Below are 19,245 nucleotides of genomic sequence, written 5' to 3'. Positions count from 1 at the left end.
CGATGAACCGACGACGGTTCCTCCTGTCCGGCGGCGCGGCCGGGCTGCTGGGGTTGGCCGGATGCACCGGGATGGACGGCGGCGACGGTGGCACCGACCCGACCGACAGCCCGACCGACGCCGGCGGGTCGACGCCCGAGCGGGCCGAGCAGGAGTCGCTCCCGGAGGCGGTCTACATCCAGCGGTATCTCGAGTCGATGGCGATGCAGGGGACCGCACAGTCCGGCGAGTACGCCGCCGGCGTGATGTACAGCGCCCCGCACCTGTTCTGGAACATGAGCGGCTCCTCGCGCTCGGAGACGTCCATCGAGGACGGTGACAGCGTCCACCTGATGGCCGTCGTCTGGGACCCGGAGACGAACACGGTGCTGCCGGAGGTCGGCGTCTCCGTGGAGATCGTCCAGGACGGCGACCTGGTCAGTCAGGAGGTCATCTACCCGATGCTCTCCCAGCGGATGGGCTTTCACTGGGGCGGCAACTTCGGGCTCGACGGCGACGGGGAGTACACCGCCCGGGTGAACATCGGTGGCATGAACCTCCGTCGGAGCGGGGCGTTCGAGGGCCGCTTCGACGACCCCGCGACCATCGAGATCCCGTTCGCGTTCAACGAGGCGGAGCGCTCGAAGGTGACCGTCGAGGAGCTGGACAAGTACGGCCAGCGCGGCGCGGTGAATCCGATGGAGATGGGGATGATGCCGGAGGCGAACGCCCCCGGGAGGGCGGACCTCCCGGGCGAGGTGCTGGCCGAGACGACCAGCGGCGACGCGGTCTTCCTCTCGACCCGGCTCTCGGGCACGACCGCCGGTCGGTTCGACGCCGCCAACTACCTGGCGGTCTCGGCGCGGACGCCGTACAACGGGACCGTCCTGCCGTCGATGGCCGTCGAGGCGACCGTGATCCGCGACGGCGAGACCGTCCTCGACGGGGCACTCACCCGCGGGCTCGACCCGGAACTCGGCTACCACTACGGGACGGCCGTCGAGGGCGGGCTGTCCGCCGGGGACGAGGTCGAACTCCGGGTGCCGGCCCCGCCGCAGGTCGCCCGCCACGAGGGCTACGAGCGGGCGTTCATCGACATGCCGCCGATGCGGTTCACCGTCTGAGTCGGCGGCCCGCGAATTCCGGTCCGAGTTGGGAAACAGGCTTTATTCGATGCTCCCCAGCGTGACGGTAGTGAGACGACGCGCGTTCGCAGCGGCGGCCGCACTGGCCTGTATCGTGGCGCTGGCGGCGGCGCCGCTCCCGGTCAGCGCCCATATCAACGACGTGACGGCCGACCCACAGGCCTCGACGGACGGGACCGTGGTGGTCGAGACGGCGTACGTGGCCGACGACGCCTGGGTGGCCCTCTACGCCGACGACGACGGCGAGCGGGGGGAGCTACTCGCCGCAGACCGGTTGCGCGGCGCCGGCTTCCGGACGGACCTCGCCGTCACCATCGACGAGGAGCGGTGGGACGACTGGGGCGCGGGCGAGGCCCGTTCCGTCCACGTGGCCCTCCACAGCGACGACGGGAGCGGCGGGTTCGACCGCGAGGAGGACGCCGTGCTGACCGCCTTCGGGCGCGAGGCGACCGACCGCTTCACGCTCGAGCGCGGGCCCACAGCCTACGTCGGCTCGGCGGCGTTCAGCCCGGAGACCGTCGACGACGGCTCGGTACAGGTCCGGAACGTGCAGCTCCCCGCGGACGGCTACGTGGTCGCGCGGAACGTCACCGATCCCGGCGACGAGGACGAAACCGCCGCCGGACCCGTGGGCGCCACCGCGCTTGACGCCGGCAGCCACGGCGACGTCACCGTCCGGTTGGAGGACTCGTTCTCCGAGGACCTCGGGAGCCGCGCCCGGCTCGCCCTCACCCTGTACCGGAGCGACGGCGACGGCAGTTTCGGCCCCGGCGACGAGCCGGTCATGGCGGGCGGGGACGCGGTCACCACCTTCGTCTACGTCAACCGGACGGACACCGCCGACGGTGGCCGGTCCACGACCGCCGGCGATGCCGACGGGGAGGACGACACGGGCGTGACGACCGCGACCCCGGCCGACGACACGGACGACGACAGCCTCGTGACGACCGCGACGACCTCGCCGGCCGCGGGCGGGCCGTCACCGACGGCGGACGACGGGGGCGAGTCGACGAGCACCGACGGGCAACCCGGGTTCGGCGCGCTGGCGGCCGTGCTGGCCACCGTGCTCGGGGTCGGGGTCGCCACGCACCGCCGACGGAGCTAAACACGACCGATGAGTACGAGACGCCATGACGAACGGGCCGCTGCTGGTGGGGCTGCTGGCGCTCGCGGGGGTGGCGGCGGCCACGCTGCTGGGACTGGCGCTCGCGGGCTTCGCCCGCCGGCGGTCGCGGCCGTACCTGCTGGTGGCGCTGGCCCTGGCGACGCTGCTGGCCCGGGTCGGCGTCGCGGCGGCCGCGATGGGCGGCCTGCTGTCCGAGGCCGACCACCATCTCGCCGAACACGTACTGGACGTGCTGATGGCCGCGCTCGTCATCGCGGCCGTCTACACGGCGCGGTCCGCCCGCGGAACCGACGCGGCCGAGCGGACGCACGAACCCGCGCCGGATGGCGGCCGGGCACCCGGTGCGGGTGCGGACGCGACCGACGACGGGGTGAGCGAGCGTGACTGAGGCGGAGAACGCGACCCGACGGACCATCCACGACCGCATCCGCGAGCGCCCCGGCGTCCACGTCAACGCGCTGGTGCGGGACCTCGACCTCGCCCCGGGGCAGGTCCAGTACCACCTCCGGCGGCTCGACCGGGCCGGCCGCGTGGTCGGCGACGAGCTGTTCGGTCGGACCCACTACTACACCCCCGAGTTCGACGGCTGGGAGCGTGGCGCGCTCGCGCTGCTCCACCGCGAGACGAGCGCGGACATCGTCGCCGAACTGCTGGCGGCGGGGCCGCTCCCGGCCGGCGAGACCGCCGAGCGCGTCGGCATCGCCCGCTCGACCTGCTCCTGGCACACCGGCCGGCTGGCCGAGGCCGAGGTCGTGCGGACGACCCGTGACGGGAACCGGGTGCTCCTGTCCGTCGCCGAACCGGAGCGCACCGCTCGACTGCTGGGCCGCGTGGACCCGTCGCTCCCGGAGCGGCTCGTCGACCGGTTCACGCGGCTGTTCGACTCGATGGTCGCGGAGTGAGGTGACCGACCGTTCTGCCGTTCCCAGCCGGTGGAAAGCCGGATTGCGACGGTATGGCGAGTTCTCCGATTCGAACCGGAGGATTGCCGCGTAATCCCCGATGTAACTCGGTAATACCGCTCGTCTACTCGGCGTCGCGGACCGCTTCAAGCGCCTCGGCGGCCTCCCGCGTCGCCGCGAGGAACTCCCGCTTGCGCCCGGGGTCCTCCTCGGCGGCGGCCTGCTGGGCCAGCCGGTTCACGGTTCGCGTGAGGTGTTGGCGGGCGGGCAGTAGCCCCGACCCGCCCCCGGCGCTGGGCGCGGACTCGCTCGCGGTCGGCTGGGGCTGTGGTTGCGCCCGGGACTCGCCCGCCGGCTCGCCGGCGGGCGGCTGGCTCCCCTGCGGCGTATCAGCGGCCTGCCCTGTCGGGGGCGCGGTGTCGGCACCCTCTGCGGTCGGGGCTGCTCCATCGGCGGCCGCATCGTCGGTATCCGGTACACCGGGCGTATCCACCTCGATGGTGCTGTCGTCGGCGGCCGCGTCGACCTCGGCGTTCGTGCCGGGAGCGGGCGCCGAGTCGGTCGGGTCCTGTGCGGCGGCCTGCCCGGCGGTCGCCCGCTGGGCCTCGTCGGTCGTGACCTCGCGCTGGCAGGAGGGGCAGAACTCACGCCCCTCGTGGCGGAAGACGGGGTCGCCACACTCCGGGCAGTGGCGGTCGGTCATCGTCGCGCCCTTGAGCAGCAGTTCGCTCAGCCGCTCGGTCCGCTCCCGGTCGTCCTCCGCCTCGCCGAACTTCTCCTCCAACTTGCGTCGCTCCTCCTCGCGGTCGAAGTCGTCGCTCATAGCCGTGAGTTTCCCGCGAACGCGCAAAAGGGCTGTGGGGGAGCGATTCGGTACCGTTGCTACAGGCCGACTTCGTGCATACGCGCGAGCAGGGCGGGACTCCGTCCCGCTTGCAGTCGGACGTGGTCCGACGACGAAGCGAGCGCGAGGAAGCCCGAGCGGTACAAATCTTCAGAGCGCGTGTTCCGTATCGTACGACCCGAGGGTCTTCACCCAGCCCTTCTCGCAGATGGCCTCCACGTCCTCGAGAGCGGCCTGGGCGCGCTCCTCGTAGAGCCCGGCGTTGAAATCCATGTGGAAGACGTAGTCGCCGAGGCGCTCGCCGGAGGGACGCGATTCGATGCGGGTGAGGTTGATGTCGCGGTCGGCGAAGCACTCCAGTAGCTCCAGCAGCAGGCCGGGGTAGTCGTTGCCCGGGTAGACGACGATGCTGGTCTTGCCGCCGGCGTCGCTCCGCTCGGCCTGCGGGGCGATGACGACGAAACGGGTGGCGTTCGAGTTCCGGTCCTGGATGTCCTCGGCCAGGACGCGGAGCCCCTCGCCCGCGGTGTCGGGGTGACCCACCGCCGCGACGCCCGTGTCACCGCGGGCGCGCTCGACGCCGCGGGCGGTCGAGGCCACGGCCTCGAGGGTCGCCTTGGGGTACTCCCGCTCCAGGTAGCCACGGCACTGGGCCAGCGCCTGTGCGTGGCTGGCGACGGTTTCGAACTCGCCGGTCTGGGCGAGCAGGGCGTGGCGGATGGGGGTGACGATCTCCCGGACGACGGCCACGTTCCGGTCGGCCAGCGCGTCCAGCGACTCCGTCACGGAGCCCTCGATGGAGTTCTCGACGGGGATGACGCCGCGCTCGTACTCGCCGCTGGCGACCCCCTCGACGATGGCCGTCACGGACTCGGTGAACTCGATGTCGCCGTCGGCCGCGATGGCCCGTGTCGCGCGGTGCGAGTAGGTGCCGGTGGGGCCGAGCGTGAGCGCTTTCATCCCGCGTAGGTAGATGGGTGGTCGGCAAAAACGCGTCGGGTCCATGGGGGTCGGGACGCCGCGCCGGTACGACCCGGGGGACACAGCGGTCGGCGATCGACCGTCGGTGCGGGGTCAGTCGTCGTCGCTTGTCGCCTCAGCCGTGCCGGTCGGGCCGAGCGGCTCCTTCGGCCTGACCGGGGAGCCCTCGGAGAGCCCCTTGTCCGCCAGTGTCATGCTCCCCATCACCTCGATGATGAGCCGGTTGGCGAAGCCGCTCGTGATGCCGCCGTTGTACGAGGAGGAGTCGCTCACGTCGAACTGTGGAGCGACCTCGACCACGTCGAAGCCGAACTCGTCGGGGTCGAGCGCCTTGACCACCTCGCGGACCATGTAGATGGCCTCGCGGGGGACCAGCCCACCGGGTTCGGGCTCGCCGGTACCCGGGCAGTACGCGGGCTCCATCACGTCGACGTCGAAGGAGAGCCAGACGGCGTCGGTGCCGTCCTGTGCGCGTTCGACGGCGTCCTGAACGATATCGTCCAGGTCCATCGCCTCGACGTCCATCGACGTGTACCACTTCATACCGGCGTCGCGCATCCCCTCGTAGGTGTCCGGGGCAGGCCAGAAGCCGCGGGGGCCGATGAGCGTGTAGTTCTCCCCGGCCATGATCCCCTCGTCGAAGACGCGCTTGACCCACGCACCGTGGTCGTACTCGAAGCCGGTGAGGCCGTCCTCGCCGGTGTCGGCATGGCAGTCGAAGTGGATGAGCCCGATGTCCTCGTAGTCGTTGGCCTCGGCCCACCCCTTGATGTCCGGATAGCTGATAGAGTGGTCACCGCCGATGACGATGGGGGTCGCCTGCTCGCTGATCTCGTGGACGGCGTCCTTGATGTTCAGTTGGCTCTGCCGGGTGTCGCCGGGGGTGACCGCCGCATCGCCCGTATCCGCCACTTTGAAATGGTCGAACGGGTCGACTCCCGTCTCGATGTTGAAATGTTCGTATGGGGGTGACGGGACCGTGGAGGCAGCCCGGACCGCACGCGGCCCGTAGCGGGTGCCCGGCCGGATCGTCGTCGCAGTGTCCAGCGGCGCACCGATGATGCCGATATCCACGTCCTCCTCGGCCAACTCGTCACGGTCGGCCTCGGGCAGCTTCAGGAAGGTCGGGATGCCGCTGAAGATCGGTTCGTTCGACTCCTTGTACTTCTCACCGTATATCTCCTCACCGCGTCCTTCGTCTGTCATGTGTTTGGTTTGCTCGGTAGACGAGTGCGCTCTTTTCCGCCGAATACCTATGGATACTCAGTAGATAAAAGGCTTCCTTTGGAACTATAATACCCGACACAGGCTGCTCCTGCCCGCATGTACGTTTCATGTGCCATCAAGGTGTACTAGGACGTCTAAGGGATTCCCCCGGTCGGCGGGCCGCGGGCGGGAACCACCGCTGCCCGGGGACGGCGACGGGGAGATGCGGGGTCGGGACGACAGGTAGCGGCCACTGGGCCCGGCGACGGGACGGGGGTGGTGTACCGGCGGTCACTCGGTCGTCACGAGGTCGGGGTCGGCACGGAAGGCGAGGTGTGTCGCAACGGCGAGACTGTCGCGTGCGTGCCGGGCGCTCCGCTCAAGCAGCACCACTGTCCGCTGGATGTCGAGGAGTGGTTCCGGACGCTCGGCGGCGAGATGGTCGTTCAGTGCGTCGACCCGTTCGGTGACGCGGTCGAACCGCTCGCGAGCCTGCTCCGTCGCCTCGTAGCTCGGGGCCGTGACGGCGTCGATGGTAGCCGAGACCGCGCCGTCGAGCGAGTCGCCGAGGTCGGTCAGCATCGTCGCGGTCTCGCCGTCGGGGGCCGTCCCGTCGACATCGTCGACGAGCCGGGCGATCTCCCGGGCGATGTCTGCCATCAGGACGATGTCCTGTGCGACCGAGCGGTAGCCGATGAGCGGGAACCCGGTGCTCAGGCCGACGAGCTGGTTGAGCTGTGGGTTCCGGTACGTCGCGAACACGAGCCGGAGGAAGAGGTAGAACAGTTTCTCGACCTGTTCGTACCGGTCACCGACGGCGCGGGCACGGTCGGCGCTGCCGTCCACTATCGCCCGGACGGCGTCGGCGCGCATCGTCGCCTCCGTCCGGCTGATGCGGCCCAGGAGCGTCGAGAGGTCGAAGTCACCGGGCGCCACGGAACAGCGGACCGTGATGTGGCTCTCGTTCTCCTCGACGATTCCCAGTCCCATGAGGCGCCGTTCGGCGCTGATCACCGCGTTGTGATGTTCGACCCCGAGCGGGGTCGACGACTCGATGCGGATGAGTTGACGACCCAGCACGTACTGGCTGACGACGGCCCGTTCCAGCGCCGCCGGGCCGTCCAGCCGGTCCATGTCGATGCTCGCGTTCGTGTCCGCGATCGAGAGCTGTTCGGGGACGAGGAGGAGCGAGCCGCTGTTCTCGTCGCGCTGGACGATGACCTCGTCGCCCTTCTCGATGTCGTGTTGCCGGGCCCACTCCGCGGGGACGGTCACTGCGAGGGTCGAGGACCCGAGCTGCTGGACCTTCCGCTTCATTCGCACGGGGTCGCGCCTCACCGCCCGTCACCCCGGTCAGAATCGTGTAGATGACCGTCCATTCCCGTCGCTATCTCCATTACAAACCGGCGTGATATATCGGTACCGGTTGGGATAAAACGTGCTGACGGAACAGAGTTGGACGTTCAGAAGATTCTAGTCATCGGAGGGGCTCGGCTGGCCGGTGTCGGCCGTGACCGTGGGAGTGAGGTAGTCGTCCTTGGTGGCGTAGGCGACGCTCAGGAACACGGCCAGCCCCACGACGGGCGCGATGAACGTCACGAGTCCGTCCCAGCCCGCCGGGACGAGATTGTTCTCGAAGTAGAGCAGGTTGTTCGGGATCGCGTACGTGGTCGGGATGGTGACGAAGAAGAACAGTCGGGTGGCCGACCCGGAGATCATCCCCGCGAGCGCCGCGGGAGTGGTGGCGATATCGGGCTTGTAGATGCCGAACACCAGCGGAACGAGGAGTCCGGCGAACGTCACGTCGAACGCGAGCACCAGCAACATCCCGGTCGCGCTCACCTGTATGGCGAAGAAGGCGCCGAGGAGGGTGATCGGAATGGCCATCACACGGGTCGCAGCCAGCAGTTTGTCCGATCCCTCCGAGAGGAGGCCGGAGCCGTCGGCCCTCACACCCTCACTGGGCGAGTCCGGGTCACGGATGTCGAGGACGTTCCGGGCCAGCGCAGCGGAGGTCCCGAGGATGGCGCCGTCGCCGGTCGAGAGCGAGGCGGCGACGATACCGGCCAGGACGAGGATGGTCAGCCACGGCGGGACCGCCTCCTGCAGGAGGACGTAGAGGATGGCCTGGTCGCCGGCCTCGACCCCCAGCGAGTTCAGGATGCGCCCCGACGACAGCGCGACGATCGAGAAGGGGATGCCGATGATGAGGGTACCCGCCGAGCCCGCGAAGCAGGCCTTCTGTGCGGTCTCGGGGCTGTCGGCGGCGAACACCCGCTCCATGAAGTCGATGGCGACGATGTCGCCGAGGGCGAGCGCGAAGATGGTCGCGAGGTTGATCCACGACCCCGCGGAGTTATCGAACGGGTTGATCTGGACCAGCGCCGTCGGCCCCATCCCGTCGGGGATAGTGATGCCGTAGTTGACGCCGACGTAGACGATGAGGGCGATGGAACCCACCAGCGCTACGACGGCCTGGATGGCGTCCGTGTACGCGACGGCGAACAACCCGCCCGCGAGCGTGTAGGCGAAGATGATGGCCGAGATGATGAGAACCCCTTCGACGAACGTCGTGCCCATGAACGTCTGGAAGAGGAACCCACCGGCGACGAGGTTGCCCCCGAGCAGGAGCGAGAACGAGAGCACCATGATGAGAGCGGCGATTACCTCCGTGACACGGCCGTACTTCCGCCGGAAGAAGTCCGGGAGCGTCATCAGGCCCATCTTGTTCATCGGCTTCGCGAAGAACAGTCCAGTCAGGAACAGACACCCCGCGAGCCCGATGGGGAGCGCCGCTCCGGCCCAGAACCCGAAGTTCGCGGTGAGGTCCGTGTTCCCGAGCGTGGCGTTCGCGTCGAGCGACTGTGCCATCAGCGTCGCGGCTGCCAGCGGCAGTATCAGTCCACGACCGGCGACAATGTAGTTGACGCTGTCGCCCTGGATCCGCCTGGAGGCGTACAGCCCAACCCCCATGATCCCCGCGATGAAGACGGCCAGCCCGATGAGGACGAAGTTCACCGGAGACCACCCCCGTCAACGAATCCGTGGCGATTGCGGCTATCGGTTCGTGATACGCATGGTTTTTCGCCCGAGGCGTACGCCTTCGTCTGTATTTCGAGCACAGAACTGGAGAAATGACCATACTAAAAAAGGATTATGTTGGTACTGTTTATCATCTGGCCCCAAGTTCCTACACACAACCACTCATCGTACATTTACATGTGTGTATGAACAGTTATTCCGTACACTTCCCCATAGATACACCTAAACGAATATAAGGTCAGGATGGCGCCGGCGGTCCTCGGGGGTGACTGCTACCGAGCTGGGGTGGTCCGAAGAGGGGAGGAGACCTCAGTCGTCGGCGCCGTTGCCGTCCAGAACCGCCTCACCGTTCGTGCTGGCACCGTCACCGGGGAGCCCCGCTGCGAGGTTCTCGATGTCGTCCAGCCCGAGCATCTCGCGCTCCGCGGCGTCGAACTCGCGACCCTCCAGCGACGAGTCCACGTCGATGACACCGGTGTCGTTGCCGGAGAGGTGCTTCCCGTAGCGGCCCAGCAGCGAGGTGAGTTCCTGCGGGAGGATGAACTTCGTGGAGTCGCCCTCGCCGATGGTCTCGAGCGTCTCCATCCCGCGCTCGATGACCGCGCGCTCGCCCATCGAGTCGGCCGCACGGGCCCGCAGGACGGTGGCGAGGGAGTCACCCTGGGCCTCCAGCACCTGGGACTGTTTGGAACCCTCCGCGCGGATGATGCTGGCCTGCTTCTCGCCCTCCGCGCGCTCGACGGAGGAGCGGCGCTCCCCCTGTGCCTCGAGGATCATGGCACGGCGGCGACGCTCGGCGGCGGTCTGCTGCTCCATCGCGTCCTGGACGGCCCGGGATGGTTTGACCTCGCGGACCTCGACGGCCTCGACCCGGATGCCCCACTCATCGGTCGGGCCGGCGAGTTCGTCCTGGATGCGGTCGTTGATGCGCTCGCGCTGGCTCAGCGTCTCGTCCAGCTCCATGTCGCCGATGACTGCCCGGAGCGTGGTCTGGGCGAGGTTGAGCGTGGCGCGCCGGTAGTCGTCGACTTCCAGGAACGCGCGTTCGGCGTCCATCACGCGGATGTAGACGACCGCGTCCGCGCGCACGGGCGAGTTGTCGCGGGTGATGGCCTCCTGGCTGGGGACGTCCAGCGCCTCGGTCCGCATGTCGTACTGGTAGACCTTCGAGACGAACGGCGGGACGAAGTGGATGCCCGGGTCGAGCAGGCCCTTGTTCGCGCCGAAGACGGTGAGCGCGCGCTTCTCGTAGGCCTGGACGATCTGGACCGACGAGGAGACGGCGGCGATGACGATACCCAGGAGGACGAGGCCGATAATGAGCCCCGGCGTGAGGTCAAGCTGCCCGAAGAACAGCCCCAACAGCACCGCCGCGATGACGACGTAGTAGACCAGCCGCCCGGTGCCGGGCCCACGGTCGAGGCTCGCGGACTCGTCACCGGCCGCCGGCGTGCCATCGTCGCCGTCGTCGCCGTCCGAGAGCTCGCTGGTCAGCTTGCCGAGCTCGTAGAAGAGGCCGCCGGAGTCGCCGGAGCCCGAGGAGGACCGCGAGCGCGAGGACATACTACACTGTTGGGTCGCTCCGTGCATAAAATCACGGCCTGTGATTGCCAGCTTACAACGCCCGGTCGACCCGCTCGGCGGTGGCGGTTCCGACCCCCTCGACCGACGCGAGCTCCTCCCGGGAGGCCCCACGAACCCCCTCGACGCTGCCGAACCGTCGGAGGAGCCGCTTGCGGAGTTCGGGGCCGACACCCTCGACCTCGTCCAGCGGCGTGGACACCTCATCCCGAACCTGCTGGTGGTAGGCGACGGCGAACCGGTGGGCCTCGTCGCGGACTCGCTGGAGGACGTGGAGATGGGCCGCGTCGTCGTCCCACCGGTGGACGCCGTCGGGCGTCACGACCAGCTCCTCCTGCTTGGCGAGCGCGACGACCGGTACCGACCAGCCGGTTTCGGCGAGGGCGTCCCGGGCGGCGCCGAGCTGGCCCTCGCCGCCGTCGATGAGCAGGAGGTCGGGGGCCGGCCGGTCGTCACGGCCCTCGACGGCTCGCTCGGCCCGCCACGCCACGAGCCGGCGCATGTTGGCGTAGTCGTCGTTCTCGTCGGGGAGCCGTTTGCGCCGGTAGTCGCTCTTCTCGGCGTCGCCGTCGACGAACGTCACGTCCGACCCGACGACGGCCTTCCCGCTGGCGTGGCTCACGTCGAACCCCTCGATGCGGCGGGGGCGGCGGGGCAGGGAGAGCGCGTCGCGCAACGCCACGAGTTCGTCACGGCCGGCGTCGCGCCGTCGGGCGTTCTTCAGCGCGAGGTCGACGAGCGTCGCCTCCCGGCCCGCGCCCGGGACCCGGACGGCGACGCCCTCGCTCTCGAGCCAGCCGACCACGTCGGGGTCGTCCGGTCGCTCGGCCAGCAACACGGCGCCCGGGAGCTCGCGCTCGGCGTAGTACTGGGTGATGAACGCCGAGAGGACGGCCGCGACACGGTCCTCTCCGTCGGGCGCGGCCATCGAGTGGCGCTCCCGGTCGACCAGCTTCCCGTCGGCGCTGTGGAGCCGGGCCACGGTCGCGTCGCCGCCGGAGATGGCGACACCGAGCACGTCGACGGCCCGCTCCCCGCGGTCGCCCGCGTGGACGGCCTCGCCGCCGCCCGAATGGAACGCCTCGACCGCCGCCAGCCGGTCGCGGAGGTTGGCCGCGCGCTCGAACTCCTGGTCGGCCGCTGCCGTCTCCATCGCGTCCCGGAGCGGGTCCGACAGGACACCGGTCTCGCCCTCGAAGAACCGCTCCACCGCGTCGACGTCGGCCGCGTAGCCGGGGTCGTCGATCTCCCCCGTGCAGGGGGCTGTGCACAGCCCCATCTCGTAGTCCAGGCAGGGGCGGGCCCGGTCCTCGAACTTGTGGTCCGAGCAGCCCCGTAGCCCGTACGTCTCCCGGAGCGCCTTCACCACCGTCTCCACCCGCCCCATCTCCGTGTACGGGCCGTAGACCGTCGCGTCCGGGTCCGGGTCGCGGGTCACCTCGACCCGCGGGAACCGGTGGGCGGTCAGCTGGACGAGCGGATACGACTTGTCGTCCTTCAGCCGGACGTTGTAGCGTGGCTGGTGGCGCTTGATGAGGTTGGCCTCCAGCAGCAGTGCCTGCGTCTCCGTCTCCGTGACCGCCGTGTCCACGCGCGTCGCCCGCTCGACCATCCGCCGGATGCGCTCGCCACGCGGGTCCGCGTACGACCGTACCCGGTCCCGCAGGTCGACCGCCTTGCCGACGTAGAGGACCGTCCCCTCGGCGTCCTCGAACTGGTAGACCCCGGGACCGGTCGGGAGATCCGAGGCCCGCTCCCTGACCGCAGCCGCGTTCATACCAGCCATGTGAGGCCGGGACGGACATGTGGGTGTCGGCTGCGAGCGGACGGGGGCCGGCGACGGCCGTCCACGCCCGACCCGGAAATCACCGCACTGCGACCCCGTGCGGGGGTTTAACTACCTGCACGCCAACCGTCTGTATATGGATGTGCGGGACCCCATCGAGGCCGACGCCGACCGGCTCGCCGAGTTCACTGGGCAGCCGGCCGATGTGATGCGCAACCTGGTCCACGACCGGACGGTCCGCGTGGCCGTCGACACCGACTCGGCGGACGGCGACGGTGACGAACGGGTGCTCGGGTTCGTCAGCTACGACGCCCAGAACGGGGCCGTCCACATCACCCAGTTCGAGGGGACCCTCGGCGCCTGCGAGCAACTGCTGGAGGAGCCGCTCCGCTTCGCCCGCGGCGAGGAGATGGCCGTCGAACTGTTCCTCGCCGAGAACGAGGACGAGAAGCGCGACCTCGTCGAGGCCGCCAGCTTCCGGAACGAGGGTCGGGGCCCCTCCTTCGACGGCATGCCCACGGTCCGGTACCGCCACGAGCCGACGCGTGTGGAACAGTAGCAGCGAGCTTTTTTGACGGCTCGGGCTTCCTCGCGGCGCGCTCCGCGCGCCGCTGCGGGAGCCACTCGCCGCAAAAAACGTTCAGAAAAAATGCCGCCGTCTCACTCGGTCCTGCCGGCCTCACGGCCGGCAGGACGCTCGTTCGACGGCGGTGAACCGCTCGCTTCGCTCGCGGATGCGATAGTCTTATATACATACGTCTCAGCAATCAAAGAATCCAGCCTCTATACTTATACAGGGTATTTGAGTCCAAATAATTCATTTTCGATGCAATCGAGAGGAAAAAATATTCCATTATTTGACCCCTCCGACACTCTTGACCGGTGACAGTTCGACGAGACCGTACTGCATACAGCGCGCATAGTCAGCAGATTAATTCTGGAGGCTGAGTTATCCGATTTCTGGCTTTACAGGTAGGTGTTCCCACTTCGTATGACACGAAGCACAGAATGTCAATAGATTCTCCAAGGCATTCCGCTTCTCCGGGTCCTCAAACTTGTGCCACTTTGTGATATGATGAACATGTGGCAGTGTACCGTACTGATCTATATGCCGCTCCTTACTCATCCCGCAGGATTGACATTCATACCCATCCCGTTCAAGCGTGGCAGAACGTTGTTGCGGCCAATTGGGATCGTAATCTGGGGTGCCATGTGGGTTCTCAGCGCCATCCCGAAGCCATTCAAAGTAGCAATCTTGATCGCAAAACGTCTTGGTCCGAACCAGTGACGAAGGCCGTCGTTCCGTGTTGCCGCAGTTGAGACATTCCACCTCCTCACTGCTGTTATTTGGCGGCAACCCGGCTTCAGACACCGCATCCGTATAGTTGTCAAAACGTCTATAGTAGGTGTCGATACCGTGATTCGCGTGAGTCGTGATATCTTTTAACGTCGGCGTCCGACCAAGGTCGTCTGCCGTTTTCTGAAGATCTGCAACCAACTCTTCCTTCGTCACTACTCGGTCCTGGTCCGCACACTCGGATGAGCAGTAGATATTTTCCGATTGCTCAACGACTGCCCCGTTTCGCACTATTGCCTCACCGCAGTAACCACATTCAGCCTCGACAGCGTTTGACGGATTCTTCTTATAGAACGCACTACGACAGTCATCAGAACAGAATGTTCGGTCCTCTCTTTTATGATGAGAAACTCTCACTTCGGTGTCTTTCCCACACCAATCACACGTAGCATCGAAGACGGGTTCTTGCAAACAATCATACGAGCAGAATTGGAACTCGTGTTGTTCGAACTCCCACGGTGCCCGCGTTACCTCGTCTCCGCATCCTTTGCACTCGAACGTTTCTGAGACCCCAACTTGGTGTGTAATTGGGACATTCGCTTCTCTGAGTGCGGAGTTGAACCCTGGGAAGTAGCTCTGTACGGTAGTTGAGGACATCTCGGCGTGCTCATCAACAACTTCCTTCGTGACCTTCCCGTTTTCTTCGAACACCCGTTGCAGTTCCGCTATTATCGTCTCTTTGTCGAGTTGTCTATGTCGCTCTGAACGGTTCTTCTGGCTCTCGGTTGGAGATATTCCGGCTTCTTCAAGTGCGCAGGTCCACGAACCAAACCGGTTGCTGTAAGGCGTTGTCGAATATTCTCCATATTCCAGCATATCTCTTGTTGTCGGTGTTCCCTCACAGAGCTCCGCGACCCGCTGTAATTCAGAAATTAGCTTTCTAGTTGATATTCGGTTATGGGCCGACGAATCGCTCATTAGTGTCATAGTGGGCAGAAATTGGCATAGAAGTACCGGTAGATTAACTCTCTATATTCAGCACGGGGGTCCTGTCAACTACTGAGGATTCCGGCAGAACTAGAGTTCAGCAGATTCTCGACACGGATATCAATAAATGTCCTGCATCCGCGCGAGCGAAGCAAGCGCGGTTCTCCGCTGGCGAGCGGAGTCCTCGCGAGCGGAGCGAGCGAGGGCCGTGCCAGAGCTTGCTCTGGCTGAGCGAGCCAGCAGCTCTTTTTCTGAACGTTTTTTATTCGAGTGGTTCCCGCAGCGGAGCTGCCGCCAGGCGGCTCCGCGAGGAAACCCGAGAATAAAAAAGCTCGCTAGTTGAAGTCGTAGATGGTCATCGGGTCGGGCTCGTCGAGCCGGTGGAGGTCGACGACGGGGGCGTAGGCGGTGTCGGGGTCGATGTTGACGGACTCCTGGAACGCCGTCTGGGCCTGCCAGCAGCCCGTGTTGACCGCGAGCACGTTGCGGTACTTCCCGTAGCCGAACTTGTGGACGTGACCGGTGTGGAAGACATCGGGCACCTCGTCCATGACGAGGTAGTCCTGCTCCTCGGGGGCGATACGGGTGTGACCGCCGAACTGCGGGGCGACGTGGCGCTTCTTCAGCAGCTGGTACATCGGCTTGTGCGGCTCCTCGTAGGAGGCCTTCTCCTCGGGGAGTTCGGCGATGACCTCGTCCAGCGAGACGCCGTGGTACATGAGGACGTCGACACCCTCGATGGTCACGGTCGCGGGGTTGCCGACGATGCGGGGGTCGTGAGCGCTCATGATCTCCCGAAGCTCGTCGTCGAACCCCGGCTGTGGCTCCGCGAGGCGGACGGCGTCGTGGTTCCCGGGAATCATGATGATCTCCATATCGCCGGGGACCTCCTTCAGGTACTCCGCGAACGCCTCGTACTGGTCGTAGATGTCGACGACGTCCAGCTCCTCGTCCTGGTCCGGATAGACGCCGACGCCCTCGACCATGTCGCCGGCGATACAGAGGTACTCGACCTCGTGGGCCGCCTCGGTGTGGAGCCAGTCGGCGAACCGGGACCACGCGTCAGCGAGGAACTCCTGACTGCCGACGTGGACGTCGGAGACGAGCGCGGCCTGGACGGGGCGGTCGGCCGTGTTCGGGCGGTACGTCCGGGGAACGTCGGGGAAGTGCAGGTCGTCGACGAACAGGATGGAGCCGTCGTCACTGACCGACCCCTCGACGGCGATGACCTCGTCGAGTAGGAGCTCGTCGACGTGCTCGGCGATCTCCTTGTCCTTCATCACCAGGCAGGGGAAGGTGCCCCGTGTGTCCTCCAGATCGATCATCCAGTGGCCGCTCTTCGTGGAGTCGATCTCGGCGACCATCCCGACGAGGCCGGCCTCCCCGCCGCCGCCCGCGCTCGATAGCGTGTCGGTCGCGCGGTGGTTGACCCGGCCCTTCAGATGGCGCGAGAGACGTTCGTAACGGTCGCGGAACACGGAGACGAAGTCCTGGTACCGTCCGGTCCCGGTCGACCGCCCGGTGATGTCGCCGGTGACGTCCACGGAGCGCAGCGATGGGTCGCGCTCCCCCCCGCCGGACCCCTCCGTTTCAACTGGAGCACTCCCCGGGATTTCCGCGTCAGATTCCGCCTTTCCGGGGCTATCTGTGGAGGTTGCATCCGAAACGGAGGGGTCCGGGGGTGGGGCGGTCGATGGGTCCGGGCCCTCCCTCCCCGTGGCATCCGAACCGGTCGTGCTCACGGCCGTCGCAGCCCCACCGGGACCGGCCGTGTGCTCCGAGGCCTCGTCCGCGGGCGAGGTGGCCCCGGTGGCGTCCGCAGTGTCGGCGGGGGCGGCACTGTCGGTGTCTCCGGGGGTAGTCGACGGATCCGTACCCGCGGGGCCGGAGCCACGCGCGGCCGCGCCGGCGGTGGCGTCGATGGCCGGGCGGACGTCCGCAGCGGTGAGCCGGGTGTTCCCGGGCGGGGCCGCTTCGACGGCGTGGTCGATGGCTGCCGCCGGGTCCGGAGCGTTCGCCAGCAGCGTGACCGCCTCCCGATCGGCGTTGAACCCGCGGCTGGCGAGCGCGCGAGCGACGGCGACCGGCTCCTCAAGTGGCACACCTGGGACTCGCCGGCGGAGGGCAAAAGCGCTGTGGGCCGTGGGCGGCGTGTGGTCCCACATCAAGGGCGAGGCGGACCACCACTGCCGGGAACAGAACGGCCGACTCCCCCACGCTACTTCGCTCATCCAGGCGGGTTCGCCCGTGGGGGCTGGGGCTTGTCCGTGAACTCGGCCTCGAACCCGTCCGGGTGGGCGGTGAATCCGCATTCAACGCACCGCTTCGACGTGTACGCCGACCCGACCTGCTGCACCGAAATGCCGACCGCTTCGGGCTTGTACTCCAGTTGCTCGTGGAGCGTTCGGAACGCCCACCTGTGCCCCCAGGACGCGTCAGTTCGTTCGCGGATGTGGGTCAGGTCCTCGAACGCGATAACGTCACACTCGTATCGAAGCGCTTCGTCGACGATGGCGTCCGACGCCCGGTGGACTACTCACGGACGTATCGTAGCTCACGGCCACTCGACTGTTCGAGCGTCCGGTGGGGGCTTCGCGTCCCGGTCTGGTGGAGTCCGGCGCGTACTTCTCGAGCGCACGGCGGTCGTGGGTCAACTCCCGGCCACTGGAAAGAAGGCGGTGCTGGTGACGGCGAGGTTTTCGAGACCGAGGTCAACCCCGAGGACCGTTCCGTCCTCGGCGGTGTTCTGCCCGTTATCGTTCTCGTGTCGGCGGAAGCCGATATCCGGAGAGAACTCGCCATCACGGGCGGTTAGCGTGCTTTCCGTGGCACCCAACTCGTCGGAGTCGAGATATTGCCGCTGGGAGCCGTCGTCGGCGTCGGGCAGAGCAAGGTCACATCGGACACGGCTCTCCGTGGTGGAGAGCGACACCGTACCGGCCTCGAGCGGCGCCATTGTCCGGGTATCGTACGTCACGATGGGTGCGGTGACGTTGGCTTGCTCGTCTTCCTATCATTCGACCGGCGTTCGACACAGCCAGTGATAGCTTGAGCGGCCTGGTGAGTAGCGAGGATCGCGTGCTGACTCCCGAGGGCGGTCCGTTCACGCACGTCGTCGTAAGCGAGGGGTGTACGTCGCTTTTCGCGGTGCACTTACCCCACCTCGTATCCGTGGCGATCTGGCACCCACACTTCCACTCGGAGATCGTTTCCTCGAGCAACTGGCGTTGCTCACCGTCCACCGAGGGGCGAGTGATTGCCGTCCGACGGACGTAGTCCTCTGTCACGGTCTCAACTCATAGCGATGGGTAGCTATACGGAGTGTTTACTGCCGATAGGGACGCGCTTCTGCCCGCCCTACTCGCTACCCCCGGTCGCTTCTTGCCGAGGGGGACTCCGCGCTACCGCATAATTGAAACGCCACCGGGCGGAACCATGGACGATGAGTGACCCGGGCGCGGGCGAGGACGGCGCCCCCGAGAGCGGCGTCGATGACCCCGGCACGGCCGACCGGTCGGCCACTGCCGATGGACCAGGGGCGAACGCCCCGCCCGGCGAGGACGACCGGGGGCCGAGCGACCGCGGGCCGGGCCCCGCACCCGGGGAGGGCGGCACGGAACTCGGAGGCGACTCGGGGCCCGAGACGGCCGCCGAGTGGGTGCGCTGGTGCCTCCGGACCGACAGGGAGGCCGTCGTCTTCGTCCGCGAGGTCGTCTCCAGCGTCGGGCTCGTGGTGCTGGTCGGGCTGGTACTGTTCGGCGTCAGCGGCCTCTGGCCGCCCATGGTCGCCGTCGAGTCCGGGTCGATGAACCCCAACATGCAGCAGGGGGACCTCGTCTTCGTCATGGAGGAGGGCCGGTTCGCGCCCGACGCCGCCTACGCCGAAACCGGGGTCGTCACCTACCGGACCGGCCAGCAGGCTGGCTATCGGAAGTTCGAACTCCCCGGGGACGTCATCGTCTACCAACCGAACGGGAACGAGCGGACCACCCCCATCATCCATCGCGCGCATTTCTGGGTGAACGAGAGCGAGAACTGGGTCGCCAACGGGAAGGCCGACCCCGACCATCTGGGAGGCGCCAGCAGCTGTGGGGAGTTGCGGGCCTGCCCCGCCCCGAGGTCCGGCTTCGTCACCAAGGGCGACAACAACGCCCGTTACGACCAGGTCTCGGGGCTCTCCGGGCCCGTCGAACCGTCCTGGGTCATCGGGACGGCCGAGTTCCGCATCCCGTGGCTCGGCAACATCCGCCTCCTGGCCGGGCAGAGTGCCGTCGAACCGGGCGCCGTGAGTGCCGGCGCCGAGGTGGCGACGGTGCCAACGGACACGACGGGGAACGCGACAGCCGCCGCACCGTAGACTCCGGATACC

At 67.4% G+C, this 19,245-nt stretch carries 15 protein-coding genes and 1 pseudogene; 6 read left to right on the top strand and 10 right to left on the bottom strand.

The genetic code is table 11. The features are described from left to right. Nucleotides 1–2 precede the first annotated feature (2 nt). The 4 genes from DP107_RS06885 (at nt 3) to DP107_RS06870 (ending at nt 3,152) form a co-directional block, all read left to right on the top strand. Complete coding sequence (locus tag DP107_RS06885; RefSeq protein ID WP_144261416.1) at nt 3–1,103, top strand: DUF7350 domain-containing protein; 1,101 nt, start codon at nt 3–5, stop codon at nt 1,101–1,103. Nucleotides 1,104–1,173: 70 nt separating this feature from the next. Further along, entirely contained in the window at nt 1,174–2,229 is a 1,056-nt protein-coding gene (locus DP107_RS06880) for a DUF7282 domain-containing protein (RefSeq protein ID WP_144261415.1), read from the top strand. A 25-nt stretch (nt 2,230–2,254) separates the two neighbouring features. Next, nucleotides 2,255–2,638 carry a DUF7471 family protein gene (locus DP107_RS06875; protein ID WP_202877361.1) on the top strand — a complete coding sequence of 128 codons (384 nt, stop codon included), beginning with the start codon at nt 2,255–2,257 and terminating at the stop codon, nt 2,636–2,638. Beyond that, the gene (locus DP107_RS06870) at nt 2,631–3,152 is read left to right on the top strand and encodes a winged helix-turn-helix transcriptional regulator (RefSeq protein ID WP_144261414.1); all 522 of its coding nucleotides are present in this window, start codon (nt 2,631–2,633) and stop codon (nt 3,150–3,152) included. Before DP107_RS06875 ends, DP107_RS06870 begins: the two co-directional genes overlap by 8 nt. 124 nt (nt 3,153–3,276) lie before the next feature. Here DP107_RS06870 and DP107_RS06865 read toward each other — a convergent pair whose 3' ends face one another. From DP107_RS06865 to DP107_RS06835, 7 genes are all read right to left on the bottom strand, one after another. After that, entirely contained in the window at nt 3,277–3,975 is a 699-nt protein-coding gene (locus DP107_RS06865) for an Sjogren's syndrome/scleroderma autoantigen 1 family protein (RefSeq protein WP_144261413.1), read from the bottom strand. A gap of 171 nt (nt 3,976–4,146) precedes the next feature. Further along, a complete protein-coding gene (gene pheA / locus DP107_RS06860; RefSeq protein WP_144261412.1) occupies nt 4,147–4,956 on the bottom strand; it encodes a prephenate dehydratase in 810 nt (269 codons plus the stop codon). 114 nt (nt 4,957–5,070) lie between these two features. Continuing rightward, on the bottom strand, nt 5,071–6,183 hold the full coding sequence (locus tag DP107_RS06855) for an agmatinase family protein (protein ID WP_144261411.1): 1,113 nt from the start codon (nt 6,181–6,183) through the stop codon (nt 5,071–5,073). 291 nt (nt 6,184–6,474) lie between these two features. Next, the gene (locus tag DP107_RS06850; protein WP_144261611.1) at nt 6,475–7,500 is read right to left on the bottom strand and encodes a phosphate signaling complex PhoU family protein; all 1,026 of its coding nucleotides are present in this window, start codon (nt 7,498–7,500) and stop codon (nt 6,475–6,477) included. A 156-nt stretch (nt 7,501–7,656) separates the two neighbouring features. Then, a complete protein-coding gene (locus DP107_RS06845) occupies nt 7,657–9,201 on the bottom strand; it encodes a sodium:solute symporter family protein (protein ID WP_144261410.1) in 1,545 nt (514 codons plus the stop codon). Nucleotides 9,202–9,534: 333 nt separating this feature from the next. Then, nucleotides 9,535–10,788, bottom strand: a complete 1,254-nt coding sequence (locus DP107_RS06840) for an SPFH domain-containing protein (RefSeq protein ID WP_144261409.1) — start codon at nt 10,786–10,788, stop codon at nt 9,535–9,537. 52 nt (nt 10,789–10,840) lie between these two features. Beyond that, nucleotides 10,841–12,583 (bottom strand): excinuclease ABC subunit C, encoded by a 1,743-nt coding sequence (locus DP107_RS06835; RefSeq protein ID WP_144261408.1) that lies wholly within the window; start codon nt 12,581–12,583, stop codon nt 10,841–10,843. A 145-nt stretch (nt 12,584–12,728) separates the two neighbouring features. On the opposite strand from DP107_RS06835, the gene DP107_RS06830 reads away from it, so the two are divergent. After that, entirely contained in the window at nt 12,729–13,151 is a 423-nt protein-coding gene (locus DP107_RS06830) for a hypothetical protein (RefSeq protein ID WP_144261407.1), read from the top strand. Nucleotides 13,152–13,541: 390 nt separating this feature from the next. Here DP107_RS06830 and DP107_RS06825 read toward each other — a convergent pair whose 3' ends face one another. The 3 genes and pseudogenes from DP107_RS06825 to DP107_RS21240 all read right to left on the bottom strand — a co-directional run bounded on the left by DP107_RS06825 (nt 13,542) and on the right by DP107_RS21240 (nt 18,163). Then, nucleotides 13,542–14,867, bottom strand: coding sequence for a homing endonuclease associated repeat-containing protein (locus DP107_RS06825; protein WP_185977207.1), 1,326 nt, complete (start codon nt 14,865–14,867; stop codon nt 13,542–13,544). 344 nt (nt 14,868–15,211) lie between these two features. Then, nucleotides 15,212–16,978, bottom strand: a complete 1,767-nt coding sequence (locus DP107_RS06820; RefSeq protein WP_238330801.1) for a DNA-directed DNA polymerase II small subunit — start codon at nt 16,976–16,978, stop codon at nt 15,212–15,214. Between the two features lie 125 nt (nt 16,979–17,103). Continuing rightward, nucleotides 17,104–18,163: pseudogene (locus DP107_RS21240) on the bottom strand (RNA-guided endonuclease InsQ/TnpB family protein). Nucleotides 18,164–18,318: 155 nt separating this feature from the next. Here DP107_RS21240 and DP107_RS06810 point away from each other — a divergent pair. Beyond that, a complete protein-coding gene (locus DP107_RS06810) occupies nt 18,319–19,233 on the top strand; it encodes a S24/S26 family peptidase (protein WP_144261404.1) in 915 nt (304 codons plus the stop codon). Nucleotides 19,234–19,245: the final 12 nt, after the last annotated feature.

This window comes from Haloglomus irregulare, assembly GCF_007421925.1.
GTDB lineage: Archaea > Halobacteriota > Halobacteria > Halobacteriales > Haloarculaceae > Haloglomus > Haloglomus irregulare.
Note: the sequence above shows the minus strand (reverse complement) of the source record. Positions and strands in the feature narration are given on the sequence as shown.